This window comes from Polaribacter sp. (genome assembly GCF_036480315.1).
In the GTDB taxonomy this organism is placed as follows: domain Bacteria; phylum Bacteroidota; class Bacteroidia; order Flavobacteriales; family Flavobacteriaceae; genus Polaribacter.
Genome location: NZ_JAZGGG010000067.1, coordinates 1 through 22,506, shown reverse-complemented (window position 1 = coordinate 22,506; position 22,506 = coordinate 1). Strand labels below are relative to the sequence as shown.

Sequence of the window (22,506 nt, the reverse complement as noted above, 5' to 3'; positions counted from 1 at the left end):
TTTTTTATTTCAACGTATCAGAATTCAAGAGAAAAACAGCGTTTGCAACAAACAGTTTTCCGTTTTCCCAAAAAGACCTAAACAACGGGTTGTCTACCATATAAATAATACTTCCACTTCCAATTTTTTGCTCTCCGAACAACAAAGATTCTGGCACCTTTTTTACAGCTTTACTTCCTGCATAACCAGACACGTTTTTAGTTTCTTTATTAAAATAACCAACATTGTAACCGTCTTTTAAATAGTTGTAAGATGTTCCGCTTAATTTTAAAGAGAAATATGCTTTTCCGTAACCAAAAGCCAACGGATGCGAATTATCTAAAGTACTCTTAAAAACACTTCCAGTAATTAAATTGGCAACACTTTTACGCTTTCTATCTGCGTAAGGAGTTAAGTTAGATTGTGTTGAGTCTTTTTCTATTTTTTTCTTTTTTATAGAAAAACCTTTCCTATCAGCAAAGCTATTTAAAGCATTTCCAATAGCAATTAATGTTCCTCCAGAGCGTGTCCATTTTTTTAATTTTTCTAAAACATTCTTATTCAAGATGCTGCTATAAGAGCCATTTGGTAATAAAATTACATCGTATTTTGAGTAATCAATACTGCCAAAATCATCAGAATTAATGTTTGTAATTGGGTATTTTAATTGTGTTTCAAAAAAGTGCCAAATTTCACCAAAGCTTAAAGAAGAAGTTCCTTTACCAGATAAAACTGCAATTTTTTGTTTGTTAATTGGTTTTACAGAATACGAACCAAAATCAACTCCAGAAGAAACAAAACCTGTTGTAACACTAGTTAAATTACGTTGATGTTTATTTGTGATTTTATTTAATTTACTAACAAATTCTTTATTTCTGTTGTCATTTCTTAAAATGATTAATGAACCACTTTCAAAATTTTTATTAGCAATAGAAAAAGCTTTTTCAGAAAACCTTGGTACAATGTTATTTTGTAACAAATCAGCTAAAAAAGTAGCATCATCTAAACTATTCCATTTAGAAATATATGCATAAGCAGATTTATTTATAGAGTTAATTTTAAAATTTATGTTGTTATTTTTTGAAGAACTCACTTTAGATTTAGAAGCAACAGCATTAAATCCATGTGCGTAAGGTAAAGACCAGGCAGTAATATCATATGTTAAAGAGTCAGCTAATTTTGCATTTGGTTCAAACAAAACTTTCACCATTTTTCCTTTTGGCTGATTTGTATGTATTACTAAATCAGTTTCAGAAACATTTAACTTTGATTCTTTTTGAGTATTGTAATTGTAACCTTTAATGGTACTCTTTTTTGGGCTTTCATATCTAATTTCATGTGCATCTAACAACTTTTTTAAACGATTCATTTTATCATCATTTTCGTTTTTCAACACATAACTTTTGTAATTTAAATTAGAATTATCAAAGAATTTTTTGAATTCAATATTTAACTTTTCAGCATTTTCAGAAGCTATTTCAACAGTAGATAAACCAGTTGTCATATGATGAATTGCTCTGTCTTTTAAAGTTAAAATTTCACCTTCATCTGTATTAATTCCTAAACCCGCCATTCCATGACCAGCTTGCTCATACGTCATACCAATTGCACCCATATATGTTGGGTAAGTATCGCCATAACTAGGATATAGTAAATCGAAACTCTCTTTTGTGAAATACAACCAACCTTCTTTATCGAAATATTTAGCGTGGTTTTTACCAATTTCAGTTTGAAAACTACGTTGCCAATCAGAAATTATTTCATGAAAAGGTTCTGCTGCTGGAGCAAAGTAATATGGATTGTTAATGTATTGTTCATGAAAATCTACATGAATATGTGGCATCCATTTATTGTAAACAGCAATTCTTTGAGCAGATTCTACTTGAGTAACCCAAGCCCAATCTCTATTTAAATCAAATAAATAATGATTTGGTCTTCCAGAAGGCCATGGTTCTGCATGTTCTTTAGCATCTTGATCTACATTATAAGGCGTACTTTTTACTTGATTGTACCAGTTTACATAACGATCTCGTCCATCAGGATTTATACACGGATCTAAAATAACAACTGTATTTTCTAACCAATCTTTTTTATTAGTCACTAGTTCATATAAAGTTAACATGGCAGCTTCTGTACTTGAAGCTTCATTTCCATGAACATTATAACTCAACCAAACTATGGCTTTTTTGTTATTAGAATTATCAGTAATAATTCCGGTTTGAGACAGGTTTTCTTTTCTAATATTCTCTAAATTATTAATATTTTCTTCGGAAGAAACATAACTTACATACAAAGGTCTATTTTCGTTTGTTTCACCATATTTTTCTAGTTTTACATTAGATAAAGTGTTACTAACGTATTTAAAGTAGTCTACAACTTTATGATGTCTTGTAAAACGAGCACCAATTTCATAGCCTAAAAATTCTGATGGAGATTTTATTGTTTGAGAAAAAATACTTGTAATCGTTAATAACGCAGTAAGTATAAGTAATTTAATTTTCATAAAATAGACGGTTAGTTTTTCAAAAGTAAGGAATATATTTTCTCTTTTTAAAAGGATAAATGTTAAACTCGTTAAATATTTGTTAGATTCAATTTCTTCTTGCTACATACTATCAAATTTTAGTATTTTTGAAATATGACTACAAACGAAAGTGATTGTAAAATTACTGAACCATCTATAGATTATAAAAATCATTGGAACGTTGCCTACAATAAGAATTCAACAGAGAAATTAGGTTGGTTTGAAGAAAAACCAGCGCAAACTTTAGCATTAATAAAAGAAACAAAAATTGCTAAAAATGCAACAATTTTAAATGTTGGTTCAGGTTCATCTACATTAATCGATAATTTATTAGCTGAAGGTTTTTCTAATATCATTGCAAATGATTTAGCAAAATCCTCTTTAAATTCACTAAAAAATAGAATAGGAGATAGTAGTAAAGTTCAATTTTTGGTTGATGATTTATTAAACCCATCAAAATTAAATGAATTAGAAAATATCGATTTATGGAATGATAGAGCTGTCTTACATTTCTTTTTAAAAGAAGAAGAAATTACGAGTTATTTTAATATTTTAAAGAAAATTTTAAAACCAAACGGGTTTGTTATTATTGCTGTTTTTTCAGAAAATGGTGCAGAAAAATGTTGTGGTTTGCCTTTAAAAAGGTATTCTTTAGAAATGTTACAAGATTATTTAGGAGCTGATTTTGAACTCAAAAATAGTTTTAATTATACGTTTGTAAATCCTTATGGAGCAGAAAGACCTTATATTTATTCATTGTTTCAAAGAAAGAATTAAAAATGAAAGTAACACAAATTCCATTTAAAAATACTGGTTTTTTCTCTAAAACAATGTTAGATTATTTAGAGCAAAAAGACACTATTAAACCTTTTTATAATAATTTCCCCGATATTACAGGTTTTCATAATCAGATTGAAGAGAAAGAAAAGTCTTACAGATTACAATCGCGTTTGGTTTTGGTTGAAGCCTTAAAAAATCAATATAAAAGTTTTAATGTTTCTGAAAAAACCAGTGAGAACATTGAACTTTTAAAACAACAAAATACGTTTACCATTACTACGGGGCATCAATTAAACTTATTTACAGGACCTTTATATTTCTTATATAAAATTATTTCTGCTATTAATTTAGCAGAAGAATTGTCATTGAAGTTTCCAGAGAAAAACTTTGTTCCAATTTATTGGATGGCAACGGAAGATCATGATTTTGATGAAGTTAATTATTTTAATTTTCAAGGAAAAAAAGTAAGATGGAACCGAGAAGATGGTGGAGCAGTAGGTCGTTTTTCTACGGAAGGTTTACAAGATGTTCTAGAAGTATTTACAAATCAATTAGGGAATTCTAAAAATGCAGAACACTTAAAAGAATTATTTTCTAAAGGATATTTAGAACATAATAATTTGGCAGATGCAACAAGATATATTGCCAATGAAATGTTTAAAGAGCATGGTTTAGTAATTGTTGATGGTGATGATAAGGAACTAAAAAAACTATTTATACCTTTTGTAAAAGACGAATTAGAAAACGAAACGTCGTTTAATGAAGTTTCTAAAACCATTTCTAATTTAGAAAAAAACTATAAAATTCAAGTAAACCCTAGAGAAATAAATTTGTTTTATTTAGGTGATAATTCTCGTGAACGTATCATTTTTGAGGATGGAGTTTACAAAATAAATTATACAGAAACCACTTTTTCTAAATCAGAAATTTTAAAAGAAGTTGATGAAAATTCGTTAACTTTTTCGCCAAACGTAATAATGAGACCTTTATATCAAGAAGTGATTTTACCTAATATTTGCTATTTAGGTGGAGGTGGAGAGATTGCTTATTGGTTTGAATTGAAAAACTATTTCGAAAAGGTTAATGTTCCTTTTCCTATTCTGTTATTGCGTAATTCAGTACAAGTTGTATCTGAAAAACAACAGAGAAAATTACATAAATTACATATTTCTCACGAAGAATTATTTTTAAATCAACATCAATTATTGTCAAAAAAAGTAGTTGAGAATTCAGAAATAGAAGTTGACTTTAAAGAGAAAATTGAATACCTAAATAAACAGTTTTTAGATTTAAAAGAAATTGCTAAAAAAACAGATGTATCTTTTGTTGGTGCTGTAAACGCACAAGAGAAAAAACAAATTAAAGGATTACAAAACCTTGAAAAACGTTTGTTAAGAGCAGAAAAAATTAGACAAAAGGATTTGGTTGATAGAATTACAGAACTTCAAAACCAAATATTACCAAACCAAAGTTTAGAAGAAAGACAACGTAATTTTTCTGAATACTATTTAGAGTATGGTACATTGTTTATCAATGCTTTAAAAATTGCTTTAAAACCTTTAGAGTTAGAATTTACTATTTTAGAATTGTAATGATTAAAATAGTTTAGTCATTGTGAGTAAGAATTACGTGGCAATCTAATAATAAACAGTAATTTTGCAGACTAGGACTTTTTGTGCCTAAAAATTTCAATATACATTATGAAAGAAAAAAATCTTCACCCAAAAAATAAATTCAATAGAGGTTATAATTTTGAAGCATTAATCAAAATAAACCCAAAGTTAGAAACTTACGTTGCAAAAAATGAATTTGATGTTGTTACCATAGACTTTTCAGATCCAAAGGCTGTAAAAGAATTAAACAAAGGGTTATTATTTTCTTTTGATAAAATTACAAGTTGGGATTTTCCTGATAAAAATCTATGTCCACCAATTCCTGGTCGTTTAGATTACATTCATCATTTAGCTGATTTAATTGGAGATAAAGAAGATATTAAAATTCTTGATATTGGTACAGGTGCTACATGTATTTATCCGTTATTAGGTGTTGCAGAATACGATTGGAATTTTGTTGCTACAGACATTGATTTTGATTCTTTAGATACTGCACAAGATATTGTTCATGACAATAATTTCGACAAAAAAATAGAATTACGTCATCAACAAAACGAAGCACAAATTTTAAAAGGAATTTTAAAAGATGGAGATTCTTTTTCTGCTGTAATGTGTAATCCACCATTTTTTAAATCTGCTGAAGAAGCACAAGGAGCAAACAAACGTAAAAATAGAAATTTAGGAAATAGTGCTGTTAGAAATTTCTCGGGTAACAATAATGAGTTGTGGTATGTTGGTGGAGAAAAAGCATTTTTACACAACTATTTATATGAAAGTTCTTTAGACAAAGGTGCAAGTGAGTGGTTTACAAGTTTAGTTTCTAAAAAGGAAAATATAAAAAGTTTAGAAAAGTCTTCAGAAAAATTAAAAGTTGCCGAGTTTAAAGTTATCTCAATGACACAAGGAAATAAGGTAACAAGAATTGCTTGTTGGAGGTTTTAAGCCCATCTTAATCTTCCCAAAGGGAAGAAATACTCTTGTGTAATTGTTGTTTTTTTAATAAAACAACTTACTACATAATTATTAGTATTTTTTTTATATTTTGCTGTAAAACTCTCTGGAAGTTATTTGTGGAACTTTGTATTGTAACTAATTGTAAACGGTATCTTCAATTTTAAATTTTATACAAATAAAATGCAAAATAGCATATACTAACATATGTACAAATACCAAGCAGATAAACGCATATAAAGGAACTCCTAAAATTTGATACGGCCAATAATATGTCCAAACACCTAAATAAATAGTAATAACTTCACCAAAAGCGGGTAGAATTACGGCTAAAATAACAGCTAATAGAATTTTGTTTTTTGTGGTTTGAGTTTTTAAAAGCGGAATTAAATTTCGCTCTAATTTATATAAGTAATGGAAAGCTAACATCCAAGCAAAAGGTAACCAAAGTGGTAAGTCTCTTGTAACTTCATGGTATTCCCAATATCCATTAGAAACGCCCCAAGTTTCACCAACAATTCCTCCAAAACCAGTTAATAACATACCAATAATTAGCAACCAATTTTTATTAGTCTTTGGTCTTATAACTTCTTTGTAAATATTATGAATCACTTTTAGGAATAGAATTCCTGCAATAATAGCATCGTATTCTTTTAAAACGCCTATTAGAATTCCTGCAATTATTAATTTAATAAATGCTTTTAAAAGTTCAATTGAAAATTGTTTTTTGTTGGTGATCAATTTTTTGAAGTTTTTTTGATACTTGATGATAAAATTTAATTTATAATATATAACAACTTATTATCCGATTCTAAATCTAAATTATTAATTTTTATATATTCAAAAATATTCATTTTTTCTGGTTTGATCTTCAAAGTTTGAATATAATTTTTCTTTTTATAACCTTCATTTAATTTATTAATAATAAGTTTTAAATCGGAAGCTTTTAAATTTTTATCAGGAGTTAATACATAGTTTACAAAAGGAATTTCTGCTTCAGAAACAGAATTCTCAATATATTCTTTAATTGATTCAATTTTATCAACCGTCTTTATTTCATCAATATGTTCTATTCTAATTTTATTATTTAAGGTATCATAATCAATATTAAAATAATAACTCAAACCCTCATTTTCGATAGAGTCTTTAGGTTTGAATAAATCTTTTTGCTTTTCTATTTTTAGGAAATTAATATTTAAAAGTGTTTTAAAATCTTTAAACCTATCACAATTGTCGTTTTGTTTTTCGGCAATAAACTCTGTTCCAAGAGCATTAGTTAAATAAAGTTTATCATTATTTATTTTATAGTCAAACATAAATACACCACAATCACTAGGAATGGCAATTACATTTTTCTGTGGAAAATGTTCTCCTTTACTCGGTTTAGACGATAAAGAAAAATACAAGTAACAATCGTTATTTTCTAAAATTTCTATACTTGCTTTACTATAAGAATTGTTTTCCAAATCTCTTAAATGCCAATGACCCGTTAAATCTTTTTTACAACTAAATATAAAAGAAAGAATTAATAGAAGAAGATACTTTTTCATAAATTAAAGTTACAAAAAAAACCTCACGAAATTGGTGAGGTCTTTTCTCTATGTTCTTTATTCTGAATTTTATAAATCTATAAAAGCAAAAATCTAATTCTCTACAAATGAATCACTTCATCATAAGCATCTGCAACTGCTTCCATAACAGCTTCACTCATTGTTGGGTGTGGATGTATTGTTTTTAACACTTCATGACCTGTAGTTTCTAATTTACGTCCTAAAACGGCTTCAGCAATCATGTCAGTAACTCCAGCACCAATCATATGGCAACCTAACCATTCGCCATATTTTGCATCAAAAATTACTTTTACAAAACCATCTTTATTTCCTGCTGCACTTGCTTTACCAGATGCAGAAAAAGGGAATTTTCCAACTTTTAATTCGTAACCAGCTTCTTTAGCTTTTGCTTCAGTTAAACCAACAGAAGCAATTTCTGGAGATGCATACGTACAACCAGGCACGTTTCCATAATCGATTGGTTCTGTATGTAAACCAGCTAATTTCTCTACACAAGTAATTCCTTCTGCAGAAGCAACGTGTGCTAATGCTTGCCCAGGAACTACATCTCCAATAGCATAATAACCCGGAATATTAGTTTGGTAAAAATCGTTTACCAAGATTTTATCTATATCAACAATAATTCCAACATCTTCTAAACCAATATTTTCTAGGTTAGATTTAATTCCAACTGCCGATAATAAAATATCTGCAGTTAAAGTTACTTCACCTTTTTTCGTTTTTACAGTAGCAACAACTCCTTCACCAGAAGTATCAACAGATTCTACAGAAGAATTTGTCATTACTTTAATACCAGATTTTTTAAGAGAACGTTCCATTTGTTTAGAAACATCAATATCTTCTACTGGCACTACGTTTGGCATAAATTCTACAATAGTTACATCCGTTCCCATTGAATTATAAAAATGAGCAAACTCAACACCAATTGCACCAGAACCAACAACAATCATAGATTTTGGTTGTGTTGGTAATGTCATTGCTTGTCTGTAACCAATTACTTTTTTACCGTCTTGTGGTAAATTTGGTAACTCTCTAGAACGAGCACCAGTTGCAATAATAATATTGTCTGCGCTATATTCTGTTACTTTTCCGTCTTTGGCAGTAACATCTACTTTTTTACCAGTTTTAATTTTACCAAAACCGTTAATAACATCAATTTTATTTTTCTTCATTAAGAAAGAAACACCTTTGCTCATTCCATCAGCAACACCACGACTTCTTTTAATTACAGCTTCAAAATCTTTATCAATTGCTTCTGCTTTTAATCCATATTGGTCAACATGTTTTAAATAATCATAAACTTGAGCAGATTTTAATAAAGCTTTTGTAGGAATACATCCCCAGTTTAAGCAAATTCCACCTATTTCATTTTTTTCTACAATAGCAACTTTAAAGCCTAATTGAGAAGCTCTAATTCCTGCTACATAACCTCCAGGGCCACTTCCAATAATTATGATGTCGTATTTCATGTTGTTTATTTTTACTCGTTGTTTGTTTCTTTTTTTTTATGGCGTTCGAGCGGGCTTTCCGTTGTATCTTTTGCGAAATAGCAAAAGGATGTCACTTCAATCCCTAACGCGTGCTAATTTATTAACTTGTGGCTGTAATTGCCTGTTTATTTGCTTGTTTTTAATTTACAGTTAGTATTATAGTCATTAACCATATTAATTAACCTTGATTTTTTCTTTCTAAAATTTTTCTTAATACTTTTTTTATCTTTCACTTTTTCAATTAGATATTGGCAATCTTTTATATATTTTGAAAAAGTTAACCAAAACTCTCTGCTTTTTACATTTTCATCTAAAGCCTCTATTATATCAGAACCTTTATTTCCAATATAATAAGTGTTATAAAATCCTCCATGCATCATCATACCGTTTGCTCCCATAATATGCCCAGAATTAACTATTTTAAAATATAAATCTATTTTACCCGAAACTTCTTTTTCTAGTAGATAAACAGAACTATTGTTATGTTTGTAATATAGTGTTTTATTATTTTTATAAAAATGAATTTTCTTAATGGATTCGTAATTATAAATCTGCTTTTTTCCTTTTCTAGTTTCTTTAAATTTTATTTCGTCGTCTGAAGTAATTTTTATCAAACCTTTTTTTTCTGTACTATCTCTAAAATAAAGTATACCATCTCTATAGCTATTAAAAATATTTATATCTTGACTAGCTGCTTTAAAGGAAATAATTAATAGTAAAATTAAAATTCTATTTTTCATAGTTTTTACATTCTCTCCGGAACTTCAATACCTAATAAAGAAAAAGCGGATTTAATTGTATCAGCAACTTTCTTTGCTAGTTGAACTCTAAATACTTTTTTATCTTGATTTTCTTCTCCTAAAATATGTACATTCTGGTAAAAAGAATTAAATTCCTTTACCAAATCATATGTATAATTTGCAACAATTGCTGGTGAATAATTTGCCGCAGCTTGTTGTATTGTTTCAGGATACAATTCTAATTGTTTCAATAATTCTTTTTCCTTTTCGTGTAATTCAATCGTTACTGGTTGTGAATAATCAAATTCAGCTTTTCTAATGATAGATTGAATTCTAGCATATGTATATTGTATAAAAGGACCTGTATTTCCTTGAAAATCTACAGAAGATTTTGGGTCAAATAAAATTCTCTTTTTTGGGTCTACTTTTAAAATAAAATATTTTAAAGCACCTAAACCAATCGTTTTATATAACTCGTTTTTTTCTTTATCAGAATAACCATCTAATTTTCCTAATTCTTCAGAAATTTCTTTGGCTGTAGTTGTCATTTCAACCATTAAATCATCTGCATCTACCACAGTTCCTTCTCTAGATTTCATTTTTCCAGAAGGTAAATCTACCATACCGTAACTTAAATGAAACAAGCTTTCCGCCCAAGAATATCCTAATTTCTTTAAAATTAAAAATAATACTTTAAAATGATAATCTTGTTCATTACCAACTGTGTACACCATTCCACCAACATCTGGTAAATCTTTAGCACGTTGTATTGCAGTACCAATATCTTGCGTCATATAAACTGCTGTTCCGTTTGAACGTAATACCAATTTTTCATCTAAACCATCTGCAGTTAAATCGCACCAAACAGAACCATCTTCTTTTTTATAGAAAACGCCCGTTTTTAAACCTTCATCTATAATATCTTTACCTAATAAATACGTATTACTTTCGTAATATAAGTTATCAAAATCTACACCTAAATTTTTATAAGTAACATCAAAACCTGCATAAACCCAAGCGTTCATTTCTTTCCAAAGAGAAACAACTTGCTCGTCTCCAGCTTCCCATTTTAGCAGCATTTGTTGTGCTTCTACTAAAAGTGGTGCTTCTTTTTTTGCTTCGTCTTCTGTTTTTCCTTCGGAAATTAACTGCGCTATTTCTTTCTTGTATTCTTGATCGAATTTTACGTAATAATTACCAACTAATTTATCTCCTTTTAAACCAGTAGATTCTGGAGTTTCTCCGTTTCCGAATTTTTCCCAAGCTAGCATAGATTTACAGATATGAATTCCTCTGTCGTTAATAATTTGTGTTTTGTATACTTTTTTACCAGAAGCCTTTATAATTTCTGCAACAGAATAACCTAATAAATTATTACGAACATGACCTAAATGCAAAGGTTTGTTTGTGTTTGGGGAAGAATATTCAACCAAAACAGCTTTGTCTTCTTCCTTTGGGGCTTTTAGACCAAAAATAGTATCTGCATAAATTCCATTAAAGAAATTAGTATAAAATGCATCTTCAATGACTAAATTTAAAAAACCTTTTACAACATTATAATTGGTTATTTCTGTAACATTTTCAACAAGATATTTCCCTAAATCTTCACCAATAGCAACAGGGTTTCCTTTCTTGTAGCGTAACATTGGAAAAACTACAACGGTAATATCGCCTTCAAATTCTTTTCTAGTTGCTTGAAATTCTACGGTAGGAATTTCTGTATTGTATAAAGCTAAAAAACCTTCTTTTACTTTGGTTTCTATGATGTTCTGAATATTCATTTATTTCAAAAAATTGAAACACAAAATTACGGAATTTTATTTGTTTTTAGAATGATTTTTGGGCAAGAATAATTGTATTTTTGCAGTATGGAAAAACGACTTAAAGAACTACCTAAATTAGCTAAAGAAGCAAAAAAAGAAAGTCAGAAATATTTTGCTAGACTTAAGAAACGTACTCCAAAAAGGTTGGATTATTTAATGCAAGAACTACATGAAAAAGAATTTGAAAAAACAGATTGTTTAACATGTGGAAACTGTTGCAAAACTACAAGTCCGATTTTTACAAACATAGATGTGGATAGAATTTCGAAGTCTTTAAAAATGAAAGCTGCTGATTTTCAAGAGCAATATTTAATAAGAGATGAAGATGATTTTATGGTGTTAAAAACGGCGCCTTGTTCTTTCTTTGATGAATCTGATAATTCTTGTTTTATTTATAATGTTAGACCAAAAGCTTGTGCGGAATATCCTCACACAAATCGTAAAAAGTTTATTGGTATTACAGATTTAACAATAGACAATACTGCAATTTGTCCTGCTGCTTATTCTATAGTAGAAAATTTAAAGAAAGTTTTACCTTTAGAAGGGAATAAGAAGGTTAAACGTTCTTAATTTATTTTTTTTACAATTAAAAGACTTCTCGATACAATTTTCTTAAAAAGTCGAAAATTACTCGAAGTGACAGTATTTCAGTGATAAAGCGTTGTATGTTCGAGTGAATTTGTGAAGTATGAACAAATTTGTATCGAGAACATTTATTTTCACTATTTTAGTGGAAAATAAAATACATGGAAACCATTTTTAATTATTTCGAAACTATTCCTTCTTCACATAGAAGTTTAATTTTAGTTGGTGGAATCACTTTTTTCTGGCTTCTAGAAGGCGCAATTCCGCTATTTAAGTTCGATTATAAAAAATGGAAACACGCTTTTCCAAACTTATTTTTTACCTTAACAACAATTATCATCAATTTTTCATTGGCTTTTTTATTGTTAAATTCTGCCGATTGGGTGCAAGCAAATAACTTCGGAATTATAAATTGGCTGCCAAAAATGCCTTTGTGGTTGTATGTGGTATTCGGGGTTGTATTGTTAGATTTTTTCGGAGCTTATTTAGCACATTTTGTAGAGCATAAAATAAAGGTTTTGTGGATGATTCACTTGGTACATCATACAGATCATAAAGTAGATACCACGACCGCAAATAGACACCATCCGTTAGAGAGTATTATTCGATTTTTATTTACTTTATTTGGTGTTTTTGTAATTGGCGCACCTATCGCAATTGTAATGCTGTATCAATCGGTATCATTGATTGCAACACAGTTTACGCATGCAAATATTAAGATGTCTAAAACATTAGATAAAATATTAAGTTATGTAATTATTTCTCCTGATATGCATAAAATTCATCATCATAATATGTTGCCATATACAGATTCTAATTATGGAAATGTTTTCTCTATTTGGGATCGAATTTTTGGGACTTATTCATATCTAGAGCGAGAAAAAATTGTATACGGAGTAGATACTTTTCCTGATGAAAAAATAAACTCTTCTTTAAAAGAATTATTAAAACAACCCTTTCAAGGATATCGAAAACCAACAAACATGTAAGTTGTTGATATAAATTATAGTGTGCTAATTTAAAAAAACATATAAAAATGGAAACATTAAATTCACTTTTAGAGATAAACCCTAATTATATTGTTATTGGTTTATTAGTATTTTTCTTCTCATTAGAACGAGTATTAAAAAGCCCCTTTATATTTAAGAATAGAGTGCAGCACCTTTTTCAGAATATTTTGTTTCAAATTACATTGGTACTATTAAATATTGTCTGTATTGGTTTTGTAATTTATGGTATAGAATGGTTTAATAATAACGAAATAGGGCTTCTGTATCTTGTTGAATTACCATTTTGGGTAAAGCTTTTTTTAAGTGTGGCATTGTATGATATTACTACTTATTGGGTACACAGAGCTTCCCATAAAGTTCCTTTGCTTTGGAGGTTGCATAGAGTACATCATAGTGATACTTCTATGGATTCTTCAACCGTGTTTAGATTTCATCCTCTAGAATTAATTTTAATTTATCAAACAGGAAATATTGTTACCGCAGCACTTTTTGGGACTGATATTTTATCAATGGCATTGTATTATTTTATACTTTATATATTTTTCTTTTTCGAGCATTCAAATCTAAATTATCCAAAGTGGATAGATTCTACATTAGGGTTCTTTTTTGTAATGCCAAACCATCATAGAGTACATCATCATAAAGAACAGTTTTATACAGATTCTAATTTTGCTGATATTTTTATTGTTTGGGATCGATTATTCGGAACCTTTAAAGAGTTGCCAGTCGAGAAAATGGAATATGGCTTAAAAGAATTTGACGATAAAGAAAAACAAACATTTCTGTATCTGATGAAAAGTCCTTTTATCAAAATAAAAAGAATTGTATCAAAAAAATAATTATTCATCAAAAAGTATAAAAAATGAAACCAATTAGATTTAGTATTCTATTTATTATTTCGGCTGTTTTATTTTCCGTTACAGCATGTAAAAATAAAACAAAAAAACCAAATCCGGCATTAGCATCTATAGAGTTAAAACGAGGCGATTTGGTACTCTGCTATGGTGAACAATTTGGTGATGTAAATTTTTCATTGTCTTGTGATTATTCGGTTCGAAAAACATTCGATTTAGCCTTGGCTTTACTGCATTCTTTTGAGTATAGCGAAGCAGAAAAAGCCTTTGTAAAAGTGTTAGATGCAGATCCAGAATGTGCTATGGCATATTGGGGAGTTGCTATGAGCATTTATCATGCAGCTTGGTTTCCGCCTTCAAAAAAAGAATTAATAAGAGCTTCAAAAATATTGGAGGTTGCTAAATCAATTGAAAAAGGAGCTAAAGAAAATGATTATTTTGAAGCTATTTCATCTTTTTATAAAGATTGGGATAAAATAGGTCATAAGACAAGAGCCAAAAAGTATGAAGAAAAAATGGAAGATATGTATCTAAAATACAAAGGAGATACAGAAGCTGCTATCTTTTACACGTTGGCTTTATATTCAACTCGAGATAGAGTTAGTAAAGAGTATGTGAACGAAAGAAAAGCTGGGAAAATATTAGAAGAATTATTTAAAGAACAGCCCAATCACCCAGGAATTGCTCATTATATTATTCATAATTATGACAATCCAACATTGGCATCAAAAGCTTTGGCAACGGCAAGACGTTATGCAACTATTGCTCCTGCTTCATCTCACGCACAACATATGCCTTCTCATATTTTTACACGATTAGGTATTTGGGATGAGTCTATTGCATCAAATACTTTATCTGCTGAGAATTCTAGGTGTTATACACAGTCTGCAGAAATAAAAGGTTCTTATTTTGAAGAATTACACGCCATAGATTATTTGGTTTATGCATATCTTCAAGTAGGTGATAATGTAAATGCCGAAGCACAATATGAGCTAGTAAAAGAAATGAAAACCTTTTATCCAGCTGCTATTCTAGCAGCAATTTACCCTATAACTTCTGTGCCTTCAAGAATGGCACTCGAAAATAAAGACTGGAAACGAGCAGCTGCTTTAGAGTTGCCAGAAATAAATTTAGATTGGAAAAAATTTCCTTGGCAAGAAGCTATCCTTCATTTTGCAAAAGCATTAGGTAATGCACATGCTAAAGATTTTAAAAGTGCTAATAATGAAATTGAAACGCTTAAAACATTAAAACAAAGCCTTATAGGTAAAAACAAATCAACAAATGCCTTACAGATTGAGCAAGTCGCTATTCAAATTAAAACTGCTGAAGCTTGGTTAATATTCAAAAAAGGAAATAAAAAAGAAGGGTTAGCTCTTATGAAAGAGGCTGCTTTTATGGAAAGTAAAACGAGTAAGCATCCTGTTACTCCAGGAGATGTGTTGCCTGCGATAGAACTTTATGGTGATATGTTGATAGAAGCACATAATTATCTCGAAGCTTTAACTGCTTATGAAGCTAATTTAAAAATACACCCTAATAGATTTAACGGACTTTATGGAGCAGCCGTAGCATCAGAAAAATCTGGTAATAAAGAAAAAGCAACGTTATATTTTAATCAACTCATTGAATTGACAAAAAATTCAAATAGCAATAGAAAAGAATTAATCGAAGCAAAAGAGTTTGTTAAACAAAAGATGGTTTAACATGAAAATTATCATAGCATATTTTTTGTTTTTCTTTATTTTTTTAGGGATCGTATCTTGTAATCAAAACCAAAAACAATTACCTATTTACAATCCTGCTGATTTTAATCCAGAATTAGTTGACAAAAGTCTTCGTAACTCAAACAAGAATCATATAGTTGCAGATTTTGAGTTGATAAATCAAAATGGAAAAAAGATCACTCAAGAAGATTATAAAGATAAAATTTATGTAGCAGATTTCTTTTTTACACGTTGTAAAACTATTTGCCCGATAATGACTGATAATATCGGCAAACTTCAAGAAATATTTAAAACTGATGCTGATATTATGTTTTTATCAATTTCAGTAACTCCTGAAATTGATAGTGTTTCTGTTTTACTTGAATATGCTGATAAAAAGGGTGTAATTGACTCTAAATGGAATGTTACAACTGGAAATAAAAAGCACATTTATAAACTAGCTCGTAAAAGCTATTTTGCTGTAGTGGAAAAAGGTGATGGTGGTTTACAAGACTTTATCCATACCACTAATTTTGTATTGGTAGATAAAGAAAAACAGATAAGAGGTATTTATGATGGTACTGATTTTAAAGAAATGAATCGTTTAATTAAAGATATTCAAAAACTAATTCTTCATTAAAAAAAATATTGAAACAGTCTTTTCAAGGATATAGAAAACTCACTAACTTGGATAAAATAATCAAATTTATTATTATTTTAGCTTAAATTTAAATTGCTAAAAATTAAACTATGAAAAAACTTATTCTATCATTTGTATTATTGTTTGCTTTAAATCAACAAGTAAAAGCAACACAATGGATGACATCTTTTGAGGATGCTAAAAAGCTAGCTGTAGCTACTAATAAATTAATATTGGTAGATTTTTGGGCTACTTGGTGTGGGCCATGCAAAAGAATGGACTCTGAATCTTGGAACAGCCCAGAAGTACAGGATTTGATGAGTAATTTTATACCATTAAAAATTGACATTGATGTAAATAGAAAATTATCTTCAAAATATAATATTAGGTCTATTCCTGATGTTTATATTCTTGACTCAAACGGAGAAATTCTTTTTCAGCGTAAAAGTTATATGATGAAAAGCCAAGTAATGCAATTACTTAAAAAATATACTTATGGAACAAATTTTCTACAACAAGATTACTTAAACTATAAAAAAACTAAATCTGGTGATAATGCTCTAAAAATTGCAGAAAAATACTTTGATTATTCTATATACGTTAAAAAAGAAGTGAAAAATGATTTTTTAAGTCTTGCAAATAAGTATTTAAAATTAACCTATAAATTATATAAGAAAGAAGGAAGTAAAAATAAAAATGCTCAAAGAATTCATTTATTTGGTGATGTGTATAAGTATCTAGTGAGAGGGAATTACGAAAAAACAATTAAACAATTAAAGGATGATTTTCCTGAAAATAAAATTGACACTTCAAATAAGAGCCTTTATGATTTTATGTATTTTACTGCCTACAACAAGTTAAAAGATAAAGGTAATGCAAGAATTTGGTATGAAAAGCTAAAAACAAACAAGGGTTATAAAGATTTGCTCTTAAAATCTAGAAAAATATAAAATTATAAAAACTCGAAGTTTAACTTCGAGTTTTTATTTATAAATCAAATACCTTTCTCTAACCTTTTTAAAGACTTCCAAACCTTTTTTCCAACTTTTTCTAATTTCTTGTTCAGATAAACCTTTCTCTATTTGTTGTTGAAGTTTTGTGTTTCCAGCATGTATAGTAAAGGTTTTTCCAAAGAATTTTTCTGTTTTTGGAGTTTTTTGATACGCATCAATTAACCACTTTAAGTTAAGAGAGCTTAATTTTTCTGTATTGCTTAAATCTACACCATAGCAAAGTTTGCCTTTATGTTTTGGATATTTAGCACCAAAATTTGGTTTTGGAGTGTAACTGAAATTATTTTTTGGAAAAAATGATGCTCCATATCTTTGAAACTGAAATTCTGTTCCTCTACCAGCGTTAATAATTGTTCCTTCAAAAAAACCTAAACTAGGGTACAAGTTTATAGATTTATCATTTGGTAAATTAGGTGAAGGTCTTATGGTTAAACTGTACTCTGAATTATGTGTGTAGTTTTCTAACGGAATTACTGTTAAATCACATTTAATTCCATTTTTTAGCCACTTTTCTCCATTAATCATATTTCCGTATTCTCCAATTGTCATTCCATAAACAACAGGAACTTTATGCATACCCACAAAACTTTTGTGTTCCAATTCTAAAACTGGTCCATCAACATAGTGTCCATTTGGGTTTGGTCTATCTAAAATAATTACGGGAATACCGTTTTCTGCACAAGCTTCCATAACATAATGTAAAGAAGAAATATACGTGTAAAAACGAGCTCCAACATCTTGAATATCAAAAATTACTACATCAATTCCTTTTAAATGATCTGGAGAAGGCTTTTTTGTTTTTCCATGTAAAGAAAAAATAGGCAAACCTGTTTTGGTATCAAAACCATCTTTAATAAACTCTGCTGCATCTGCTTTTCCTCTAAAACCATGTTCAGGTGCAAATACTTTTTTAACTGTAATTTTCCCATAATTATGTAAATAATCTACTAAATGATGCGTTACTTTTTTTGACCCCATAATATTAGGCGCAACCTCTGCACGTTGTAAAACCGATAAAACAGAAGTCTGATTAGCAACAATAGCAACATTTTTTCCTTTTAATAAATCTAGGTACAAACCAGTTCTTTCTGCTCCTGTTTTAATTACTAGTTTTTCTGTTACTAATTTTTCAACTTTAGCTTCAGAATCTTTAATAGTTACTTTTTGAGCACAAGAAATCAGCTGAAAATTCAGCAATAGAAATAAGAATAAATATGTACTTTTGAAAGGTTTAAAATATATCATCAATTTGAATTACGAGTTATTTATAGCAAAACGTATTATTGCTGGCAAAAAGTATAAAAATAGTATTTCATCACCAATAATAAAAATTGCAATTACAGCAATTACGTTGGGAATTATTATTATGCTAATTGCGGTTGCAACGGCAACTGGTTTGCAGAATAAAATTCGCGATAAAATGGCTGGTTTTAAAGGTCATGTTCAAATTGTAAATTATGATAATAATAATTCTGATGTTTCTACAACACCCATAAATATTAAACAAGATTTTTATCCTGAACTTAAAGAAGTAGAAGGAATAAAAAATGTACAAGTTTATGCAAACAAAGGCGGAATTTTAAGAACAGATACAGATTTTGAAGGCATTATTTTTAAAGGAGTTTCTTCAGATTACGATTTCACTTTATTCAAAGAATATTTAGTTGAAGGAAGGTTTCCAGATTTTAGCTTACCAAGAACAAAAGGAATACTGTTGTCTAAAACAGTTGTAAATCGTTTGCAATTAAAATTAAATGATACTGTTTTAGCCACTTTTTTAAAGTCTGAATTCAGAAAATTACCATCAAATAGAAAATATACAATTGTAGGGATTTACAATTCTGGTTTTGCGCAATTTGATAAAAACATGATGATTGGTGATATCAGAGAAGTACAAAAATTAAATAAATGGACAGAAAACCAGGTTGGTGGTTTTGAAGTTGTTTTAGATAATTTTGATGATATAGAAGCTAAAGGAGAAGAAATTTATAGCGAAGTTTCACCAAAATTTAACAGTAAAACTATCATGGATTTATACCCAACAGTGTTCGATTGGATTAAATTATTCGACAATAATGTTTGGTTTATAATCGGTATTATGATTCTCATTGCAGGCATAAATATGATTACCGCTTTACTCGTTTTAATATTAGAACGCGTACAAATGATTGGTATTTTAAAAGCGTTAGGAAGTCATAATTCTAGCATTCGTAAAATATTTTTATACAACGCATCTTACCTAATTTTAAAAGGACTTTTCTGGGGTAATATTATCGGTTTGTCAATTATTGGTGTTCAGTATTTTTTTAAAGTAATTACCTTAAATCCAGAAACATATTACGTAGCAGTAATGCCAGTTCACATTTCTATTGGCGCAATTTTGGCGCTAAACATTGGTACACTTACATTGTGCTTTCTAATGCTCATAATTCCTTCCTATATTATCACAAAAATAAACCCATCAAAATCAATTAAATTCGCTTAAAAACTGAGCGTTACCTAAAGGTCGCGCTTTCCATTGTATCTTTTTCTCGTTCCTCCAAAAAAGGATGCCATTTCAATCGCTAACGCAACGTACTTGCAAGCAAATAGCATTACTAAAAGTAGGAAGATTGTTTATTGTTGTATGCGAGTATAAAAAGTGAGGTATTAACTAGCAATAATTTGTAAAACTAATTCTTTTGTTAAAGGTTTTCCGTTTGCAATTTTTTTAATATTTTCAAAAGTGAAAATAAAATCACAACCTATCTTATAATCTGAACAACCGTATGCAGTTTTTCCTTTTAAAACGGTTCCTTTTTTACATTTCGGACAAGATATTTTATCTGAAGACGAAGCGACTGCTTTCTGTTTTGGTTCTAATTTTAGTTTAAATTCATTATCAAACCTTATTAAACCTTCTACAGAACCAGTATCCGTTTTAAAACCTTTTAAATTGGTTGTGCAACCTTTATCAATCAAACGTATCAACTGATTTTCTGATACTTTTTTTTCGTAAATTTCAAATGGAATTTTTAAATCGCAATTATTTTTATATTCAGAACAACCAAAAGCAGAAGAACCTTTTAATATGTGTCCTTTTTTACATTTCGGGCAGGTTTTTCCAGCAACTTGTTTAGATTTTGTTTTTTTAGGTTTAGATTTTGAATTGTTTTCGACTACGCTCGAATTGACAGAGTTGTTTGAAGAAATTCTCTTTTTGGAAGTATTAGAACGAACTTCATAAACCAATTCGTCTACCATTTTCTTCATATTATTAATGAAGGTTCCAGCATTGAATTCACCTCTTTCAATCTCCTTTAAACGTTTTTCCCAACGACCAGTTAATTCAGCAGATTTTAAAAGTTCGTTATCAATAATATTAATTAAATCGATTCCCGTTTGGGTTGGTAAAACCAGTTTTTTCTTACGTTCAATATATTTTCTTCGGAATAAGGTCTCAATAATACTTGCTCTTGTTGAAGGTCTTCCAATCCCGTTTTCTTTCATTAATTCGCGCAAATCATCATCATCAACTTGCTTTCCAGCAGTTTCCATGGCGCGTAATAAACTTGCTTCTGTAAAGTTTCTTGGCGGCTTTGTTTCTTTTTCTAAAAACGAAGGTTCATGCGTTCCTTTTTCACCTTTTACAAAAGAAGGCAAAGTCATTTGTTGATTTAGTTCCTTTTTAATTTTACTTTCTTCAGTTTCAAAAACAACACGCCAACCTTTATTTATAATCTCTTTTCCTGTAGTTTTAAAAGGAACATCTGCAGCTTTTCCAATAACAGAAGTATTAGAAACATCTGAATCTGGATAAAAAACACCAATAAATCTACGTGTAATAATATCGTAGACTTGCTGTTGGTTGTATTGTAAATTCCCTTGAATTCCTGTAGGAATAATGGCATGGTGATCTGTTACTTTTTTATCATCAAAAACACGTTTCGATTTCTTTATTTTCTGCCCTAAAAGAGGTTGCGTTAATTCGCTATAGTTTGTTAATTTTGATAAAATTCCTACAATTTTTGGATACACATCATTTGGTAAAAAAGTAGTGTCAACCCTTGGATACGTTACCACTTTCATTTCGTATAACTTCTGAACCATTTTTAATGTTTCATCCGCAGAAAAACCAAATTTATTATTGCAATATACTTGTAAGCCCGTTAAATCGAACAGTTTTGGTGCATATTCTTTTCCTTTCTTTTTGGTTACAGAAACAATTTCAAAATCAGATTCTTTTACTTTATTAGCTAAAATTTGTCCGTCTTCTTGTTTTAAAAAACGCCCATCTTCATAATTAAAAAGTGTGTTTCTATACGTAGTTTGTAATTCCCAATACGGTTGTGGTATAAATTTTTCAATTTCTACAAAACGATTTACCAACATTGCTAGGGTAGGAGTTTGCACTCTACCAACCGATAATACTTGCTTGTAACCCCCAAATTTCACTGTATATAAACGTGTTGCATTTAAGCCTAAAAGCCAATCTCCAATTGCTCTAGAGAATCCTGCATAATATAAGTTGTCATATTGTTCTGCAGGTTTTAAGTTCTTAAAACCTTCTTTAATGGCTTCTTCTGTTAATGAAGAAATCCATAAACGTTGAACTTCACCTTTATAACCCGCTTGATTAATTACCCAACGTTGAATTAATTCTCCTTCAGTTCCCGCATCTCCACAATTGATAACTACGTCTGCTTTTTCGAATAAAGATTTTACAATATTGAATTGTTTTTTAATTCCTGCATCGCCAGTAACTTTGGTGTCAAAACGTTCTGGTAGCATTGGTAAGTTGTTTAAATCCCAACTTTTCCAATGTGGTTTGTAATCTTTAGGTTCTAAAAGTGTACATAAATGACCAAAGGTGTAAGTAACTGCATAGCCGTTTCCTTCGTAGAAACCATCACGTTTTGTGTTGGCTCCTAGAATACTAGCAATTTCTCTTGCTACACTTGGTTTCTCGGCAATACAGACTTTCATTGATTGTTTTAGTGAGGTCGAAATTAGTGAATTATTATATATTTAAAGACGTTCTTTTTTCGATTGTTAATAAAATAGAAGTCCTTCAGGTATTTAAAATATGAAGGACAAAAATTAGTATTTGTATATTATTAATTAAACCCGTTGTGCATTTAAATAATACTAATTTTTAAGTTGTTAATATTTCTATCAAAAGTAAACTTATTAATGAATTGAATAATTGTTAATGAGGTTAATTTTGAGAGTATTCTAGTCTTAAAAC

18 protein-coding genes and 1 pseudogene are annotated in these 22,506 nt (G+C 29.3%); 10 read left to right on the top strand and 9 right to left on the bottom strand.

From position 1 onward, the window contains the following. Positions 1-4 precede the first annotated feature (4 nt). Positions 5-2,482 (bottom strand): M14 metallopeptidase family protein, encoded by a 2,478-nt coding sequence (locus tag V3V28_RS14420; RefSeq protein ID WP_331365715.1) that lies wholly within the window; start codon positions 2,480-2,482, stop codon positions 5-7. A gap of 135 nt (positions 2,483-2,617) precedes the next feature. Between V3V28_RS14420 and V3V28_RS14415 the strand changes: the two genes are divergently transcribed. The 3 genes from V3V28_RS14415 (at position 2,618) to rlmF (ending at position 5,838) form a co-directional block, all read left to right on the top strand. Continuing rightward, the gene (locus V3V28_RS14415) at positions 2,618-3,280 is read left to right on the top strand and encodes a class I SAM-dependent methyltransferase (protein WP_331365714.1); all 663 of its coding nucleotides are present in this window, start codon (positions 2,618-2,620) and stop codon (positions 3,278-3,280) included. Between the two features lie 2 nt (positions 3,281-3,282). Next, positions 3,283-4,875: a bacillithiol biosynthesis cysteine-adding enzyme BshC gene (gene bshC / locus V3V28_RS14410; RefSeq protein WP_331365713.1), complete on the top strand. Its 1,593-nt coding sequence runs from the start codon at positions 3,283-3,285 to the stop codon at positions 4,873-4,875. Positions 4,876-4,983: 108 nt separating this feature from the next. Next, a complete protein-coding gene (gene rlmF / locus V3V28_RS14405; protein ID WP_331365712.1) occupies positions 4,984-5,838 on the top strand; it encodes a 23S rRNA (adenine(1618)-N(6))-methyltransferase RlmF in 855 nt (284 codons plus the stop codon). Positions 5,839-5,985: 147 nt separating this feature from the next. Here rlmF and V3V28_RS14400 read toward each other — a convergent pair whose 3' ends face one another. The 5 genes from V3V28_RS14400 to argS form a co-directional block, all read right to left on the bottom strand. Further along, positions 5,986-6,588, bottom strand: a complete 603-nt coding sequence (locus V3V28_RS14400; protein ID WP_331365711.1) for a hypothetical protein — start codon at positions 6,586-6,588, stop codon at positions 5,986-5,988. A 35-nt stretch (positions 6,589-6,623) separates the two neighbouring features. Further along, complete coding sequence (locus V3V28_RS14395) at positions 6,624-7,397, bottom strand: hypothetical protein (protein ID WP_331365710.1); 774 nt, start codon at positions 7,395-7,397, stop codon at positions 6,624-6,626. 101 nt (positions 7,398-7,498) lie between these two features. Then, positions 7,499-8,887, bottom strand: a complete 1,389-nt coding sequence (gene lpdA / locus V3V28_RS14390) for a dihydrolipoyl dehydrogenase (protein WP_331365709.1) — start codon at positions 8,885-8,887, stop codon at positions 7,499-7,501. Between the two features lie 146 nt (positions 8,888-9,033). Further along, the gene (locus V3V28_RS14385; RefSeq protein WP_331365708.1) at positions 9,034-9,648 is read right to left on the bottom strand and encodes a hypothetical protein; all 615 of its coding nucleotides are present in this window, start codon (positions 9,646-9,648) and stop codon (positions 9,034-9,036) included. Between the two features lie 5 nt (positions 9,649-9,653). Continuing rightward, a complete protein-coding gene (gene argS / locus V3V28_RS14380) occupies positions 9,654-11,429 on the bottom strand; it encodes an arginine--tRNA ligase (RefSeq protein WP_331365707.1) in 1,776 nt (591 codons plus the stop codon). 87 nt (positions 11,430-11,516) lie between these two features. On the opposite strand from argS, the gene V3V28_RS14375 reads away from it, so the two are divergent. The 6 genes from V3V28_RS14375 to V3V28_RS14350 all read left to right on the top strand — a co-directional run bounded on the left by V3V28_RS14375 (position 11,517) and on the right by V3V28_RS14350 (position 17,216). Next, on the top strand, positions 11,517-12,041 hold the full coding sequence (locus tag V3V28_RS14375; RefSeq protein WP_331365706.1) for a YkgJ family cysteine cluster protein: 525 nt from the start codon (positions 11,517-11,519) through the stop codon (positions 12,039-12,041). Between the two features lie 176 nt (positions 12,042-12,217). Further along, positions 12,218-13,045 carry a sterol desaturase family protein gene (locus V3V28_RS14370; protein WP_331365705.1) on the top strand — a complete coding sequence of 276 codons (828 nt, stop codon included), beginning with the start codon at positions 12,218-12,220 and terminating at the stop codon, positions 13,043-13,045. 47 nt (positions 13,046-13,092) lie between these two features. Next, the gene (locus V3V28_RS14365) at positions 13,093-13,905 is read left to right on the top strand and encodes a sterol desaturase family protein (RefSeq protein WP_331365704.1); all 813 of its coding nucleotides are present in this window, start codon (positions 13,093-13,095) and stop codon (positions 13,903-13,905) included. Between the two features lie 23 nt (positions 13,906-13,928). Beyond that, complete coding sequence (locus tag V3V28_RS14360; protein ID WP_331365703.1) at positions 13,929-15,626, top strand: tetratricopeptide repeat protein; 1,698 nt, start codon at positions 13,929-13,931, stop codon at positions 15,624-15,626. A 1-nt stretch (position 15,627) separates the two neighbouring features. Then, positions 15,628-16,266: an SCO family protein gene (locus tag V3V28_RS14355; RefSeq protein ID WP_331365702.1), complete on the top strand. Its 639-nt coding sequence runs from the start codon at positions 15,628-15,630 to the stop codon at positions 16,264-16,266. Between the two features lie 110 nt (positions 16,267-16,376). Further along, a complete protein-coding gene (locus V3V28_RS14350; RefSeq protein WP_331365701.1) occupies positions 16,377-17,216 on the top strand; it encodes a thioredoxin family protein in 840 nt (279 codons plus the stop codon). A 33-nt stretch (positions 17,217-17,249) separates the two neighbouring features. Here V3V28_RS14350 and V3V28_RS14345 read toward each other — a convergent pair whose 3' ends face one another. Further along, entirely contained in the window at positions 17,250-18,524 is a 1,275-nt protein-coding gene (locus tag V3V28_RS14345; RefSeq protein ID WP_331365700.1) for an exo-beta-N-acetylmuramidase NamZ family protein, read from the bottom strand. A gap of 4 nt (positions 18,525-18,528) precedes the next feature. On the opposite strand from V3V28_RS14345, the gene V3V28_RS14340 reads away from it, so the two are divergent. Beyond that, positions 18,529-19,764, top strand: a complete 1,236-nt coding sequence (locus V3V28_RS14340) for an ABC transporter permease (protein ID WP_331365723.1) — start codon at positions 18,529-18,531, stop codon at positions 19,762-19,764. 164 nt (positions 19,765-19,928) lie between these two features. Here V3V28_RS14340 and V3V28_RS14335 read toward each other — a convergent pair whose 3' ends face one another. After that, positions 19,929-22,244 (bottom strand): DNA topoisomerase 3, encoded by a 2,316-nt coding sequence (locus V3V28_RS14335; protein WP_331365699.1) that lies wholly within the window; start codon positions 22,242-22,244, stop codon positions 19,929-19,931. A gap of 152 nt (positions 22,245-22,396) precedes the next feature. Further along, positions 22,397-22,506 (bottom strand): annotated as a pseudogene (locus tag V3V28_RS14330) (IS982 family transposase); the annotation flags it as partial.

Excerpts from the sequence above, each read along its gene's own strand:
- V3V28_RS14355 (WP_331365702.1), top strand. The coding sequence starts at position 15,628 with ATGAAAATTATCATAGCATATTTTTTGTTTTTCTTTATTTTTTTAGGG.
- V3V28_RS14360 (WP_331365703.1), top strand. The coding sequence starts at position 13,929 with ATGAAACCAATTAGATTTAGTATTCTATTTATTATTTCGGCTGTTTTA.
- argS (WP_331365707.1), bottom strand. The coding sequence starts at position 11,429 with ATGAATATTCAGAACATCATAGAAACCAAAGTAAAAGAAGGTTTTTTA.
- V3V28_RS14365 (WP_331365704.1), top strand. The coding sequence starts at position 13,093 with ATGGAAACATTAAATTCACTTTTAGAGATAAACCCTAATTATATTGTT.
- rlmF (WP_331365712.1), top strand. The coding sequence starts at position 4,984 with ATGAAAGAAAAAAATCTTCACCCAAAAAATAAATTCAATAGAGGTTAT.
- V3V28_RS14415 (WP_331365714.1), top strand. The coding sequence starts at position 2,618 with ATGACTACAAACGAAAGTGATTGTAAAATTACTGAACCATCTATAGAT.
- V3V28_RS14350 (WP_331365701.1), top strand. The coding sequence starts at position 16,377 with ATGAAAAAACTTATTCTATCATTTGTATTATTGTTTGCTTTAAATCAA.
- V3V28_RS14420 (WP_331365715.1), bottom strand. The coding sequence starts at position 2,482 with ATGAAAATTAAATTACTTATACTTACTGCGTTATTAACGATTACAAGT.
- V3V28_RS14370 (WP_331365705.1), top strand. The coding sequence starts at position 12,218 with ATGGAAACCATTTTTAATTATTTCGAAACTATTCCTTCTTCACATAGA.
- V3V28_RS14385 (WP_331365708.1), bottom strand. The coding sequence starts at position 9,648 with ATGAAAAATAGAATTTTAATTTTACTATTAATTATTTCCTTTAAAGCA.
- V3V28_RS14345 (WP_331365700.1), bottom strand. The coding sequence starts at position 18,524 with ATGATATATTTTAAACCTTTCAAAAGTACATATTTATTCTTATTTCTA.
- lpdA (WP_331365709.1), bottom strand. The coding sequence starts at position 8,887 with ATGAAATACGACATCATAATTATTGGAAGTGGCCCTGGAGGTTATGTA.
- V3V28_RS14395 (WP_331365710.1), bottom strand. The coding sequence starts at position 7,397 with ATGAAAAAGTATCTTCTTCTATTAATTCTTTCTTTTATATTTAGTTGT.
- V3V28_RS14375 (WP_331365706.1), top strand. The coding sequence starts at position 11,517 with ATGGAAAAACGACTTAAAGAACTACCTAAATTAGCTAAAGAAGCAAAA.
- V3V28_RS14335 (WP_331365699.1), bottom strand. The coding sequence starts at position 22,244 with ATGAAAGTCTGTATTGCCGAGAAACCAAGTGTAGCAAGAGAAATTGCT.
- bshC (WP_331365713.1), top strand. The coding sequence starts at position 3,283 with ATGAAAGTAACACAAATTCCATTTAAAAATACTGGTTTTTTCTCTAAA.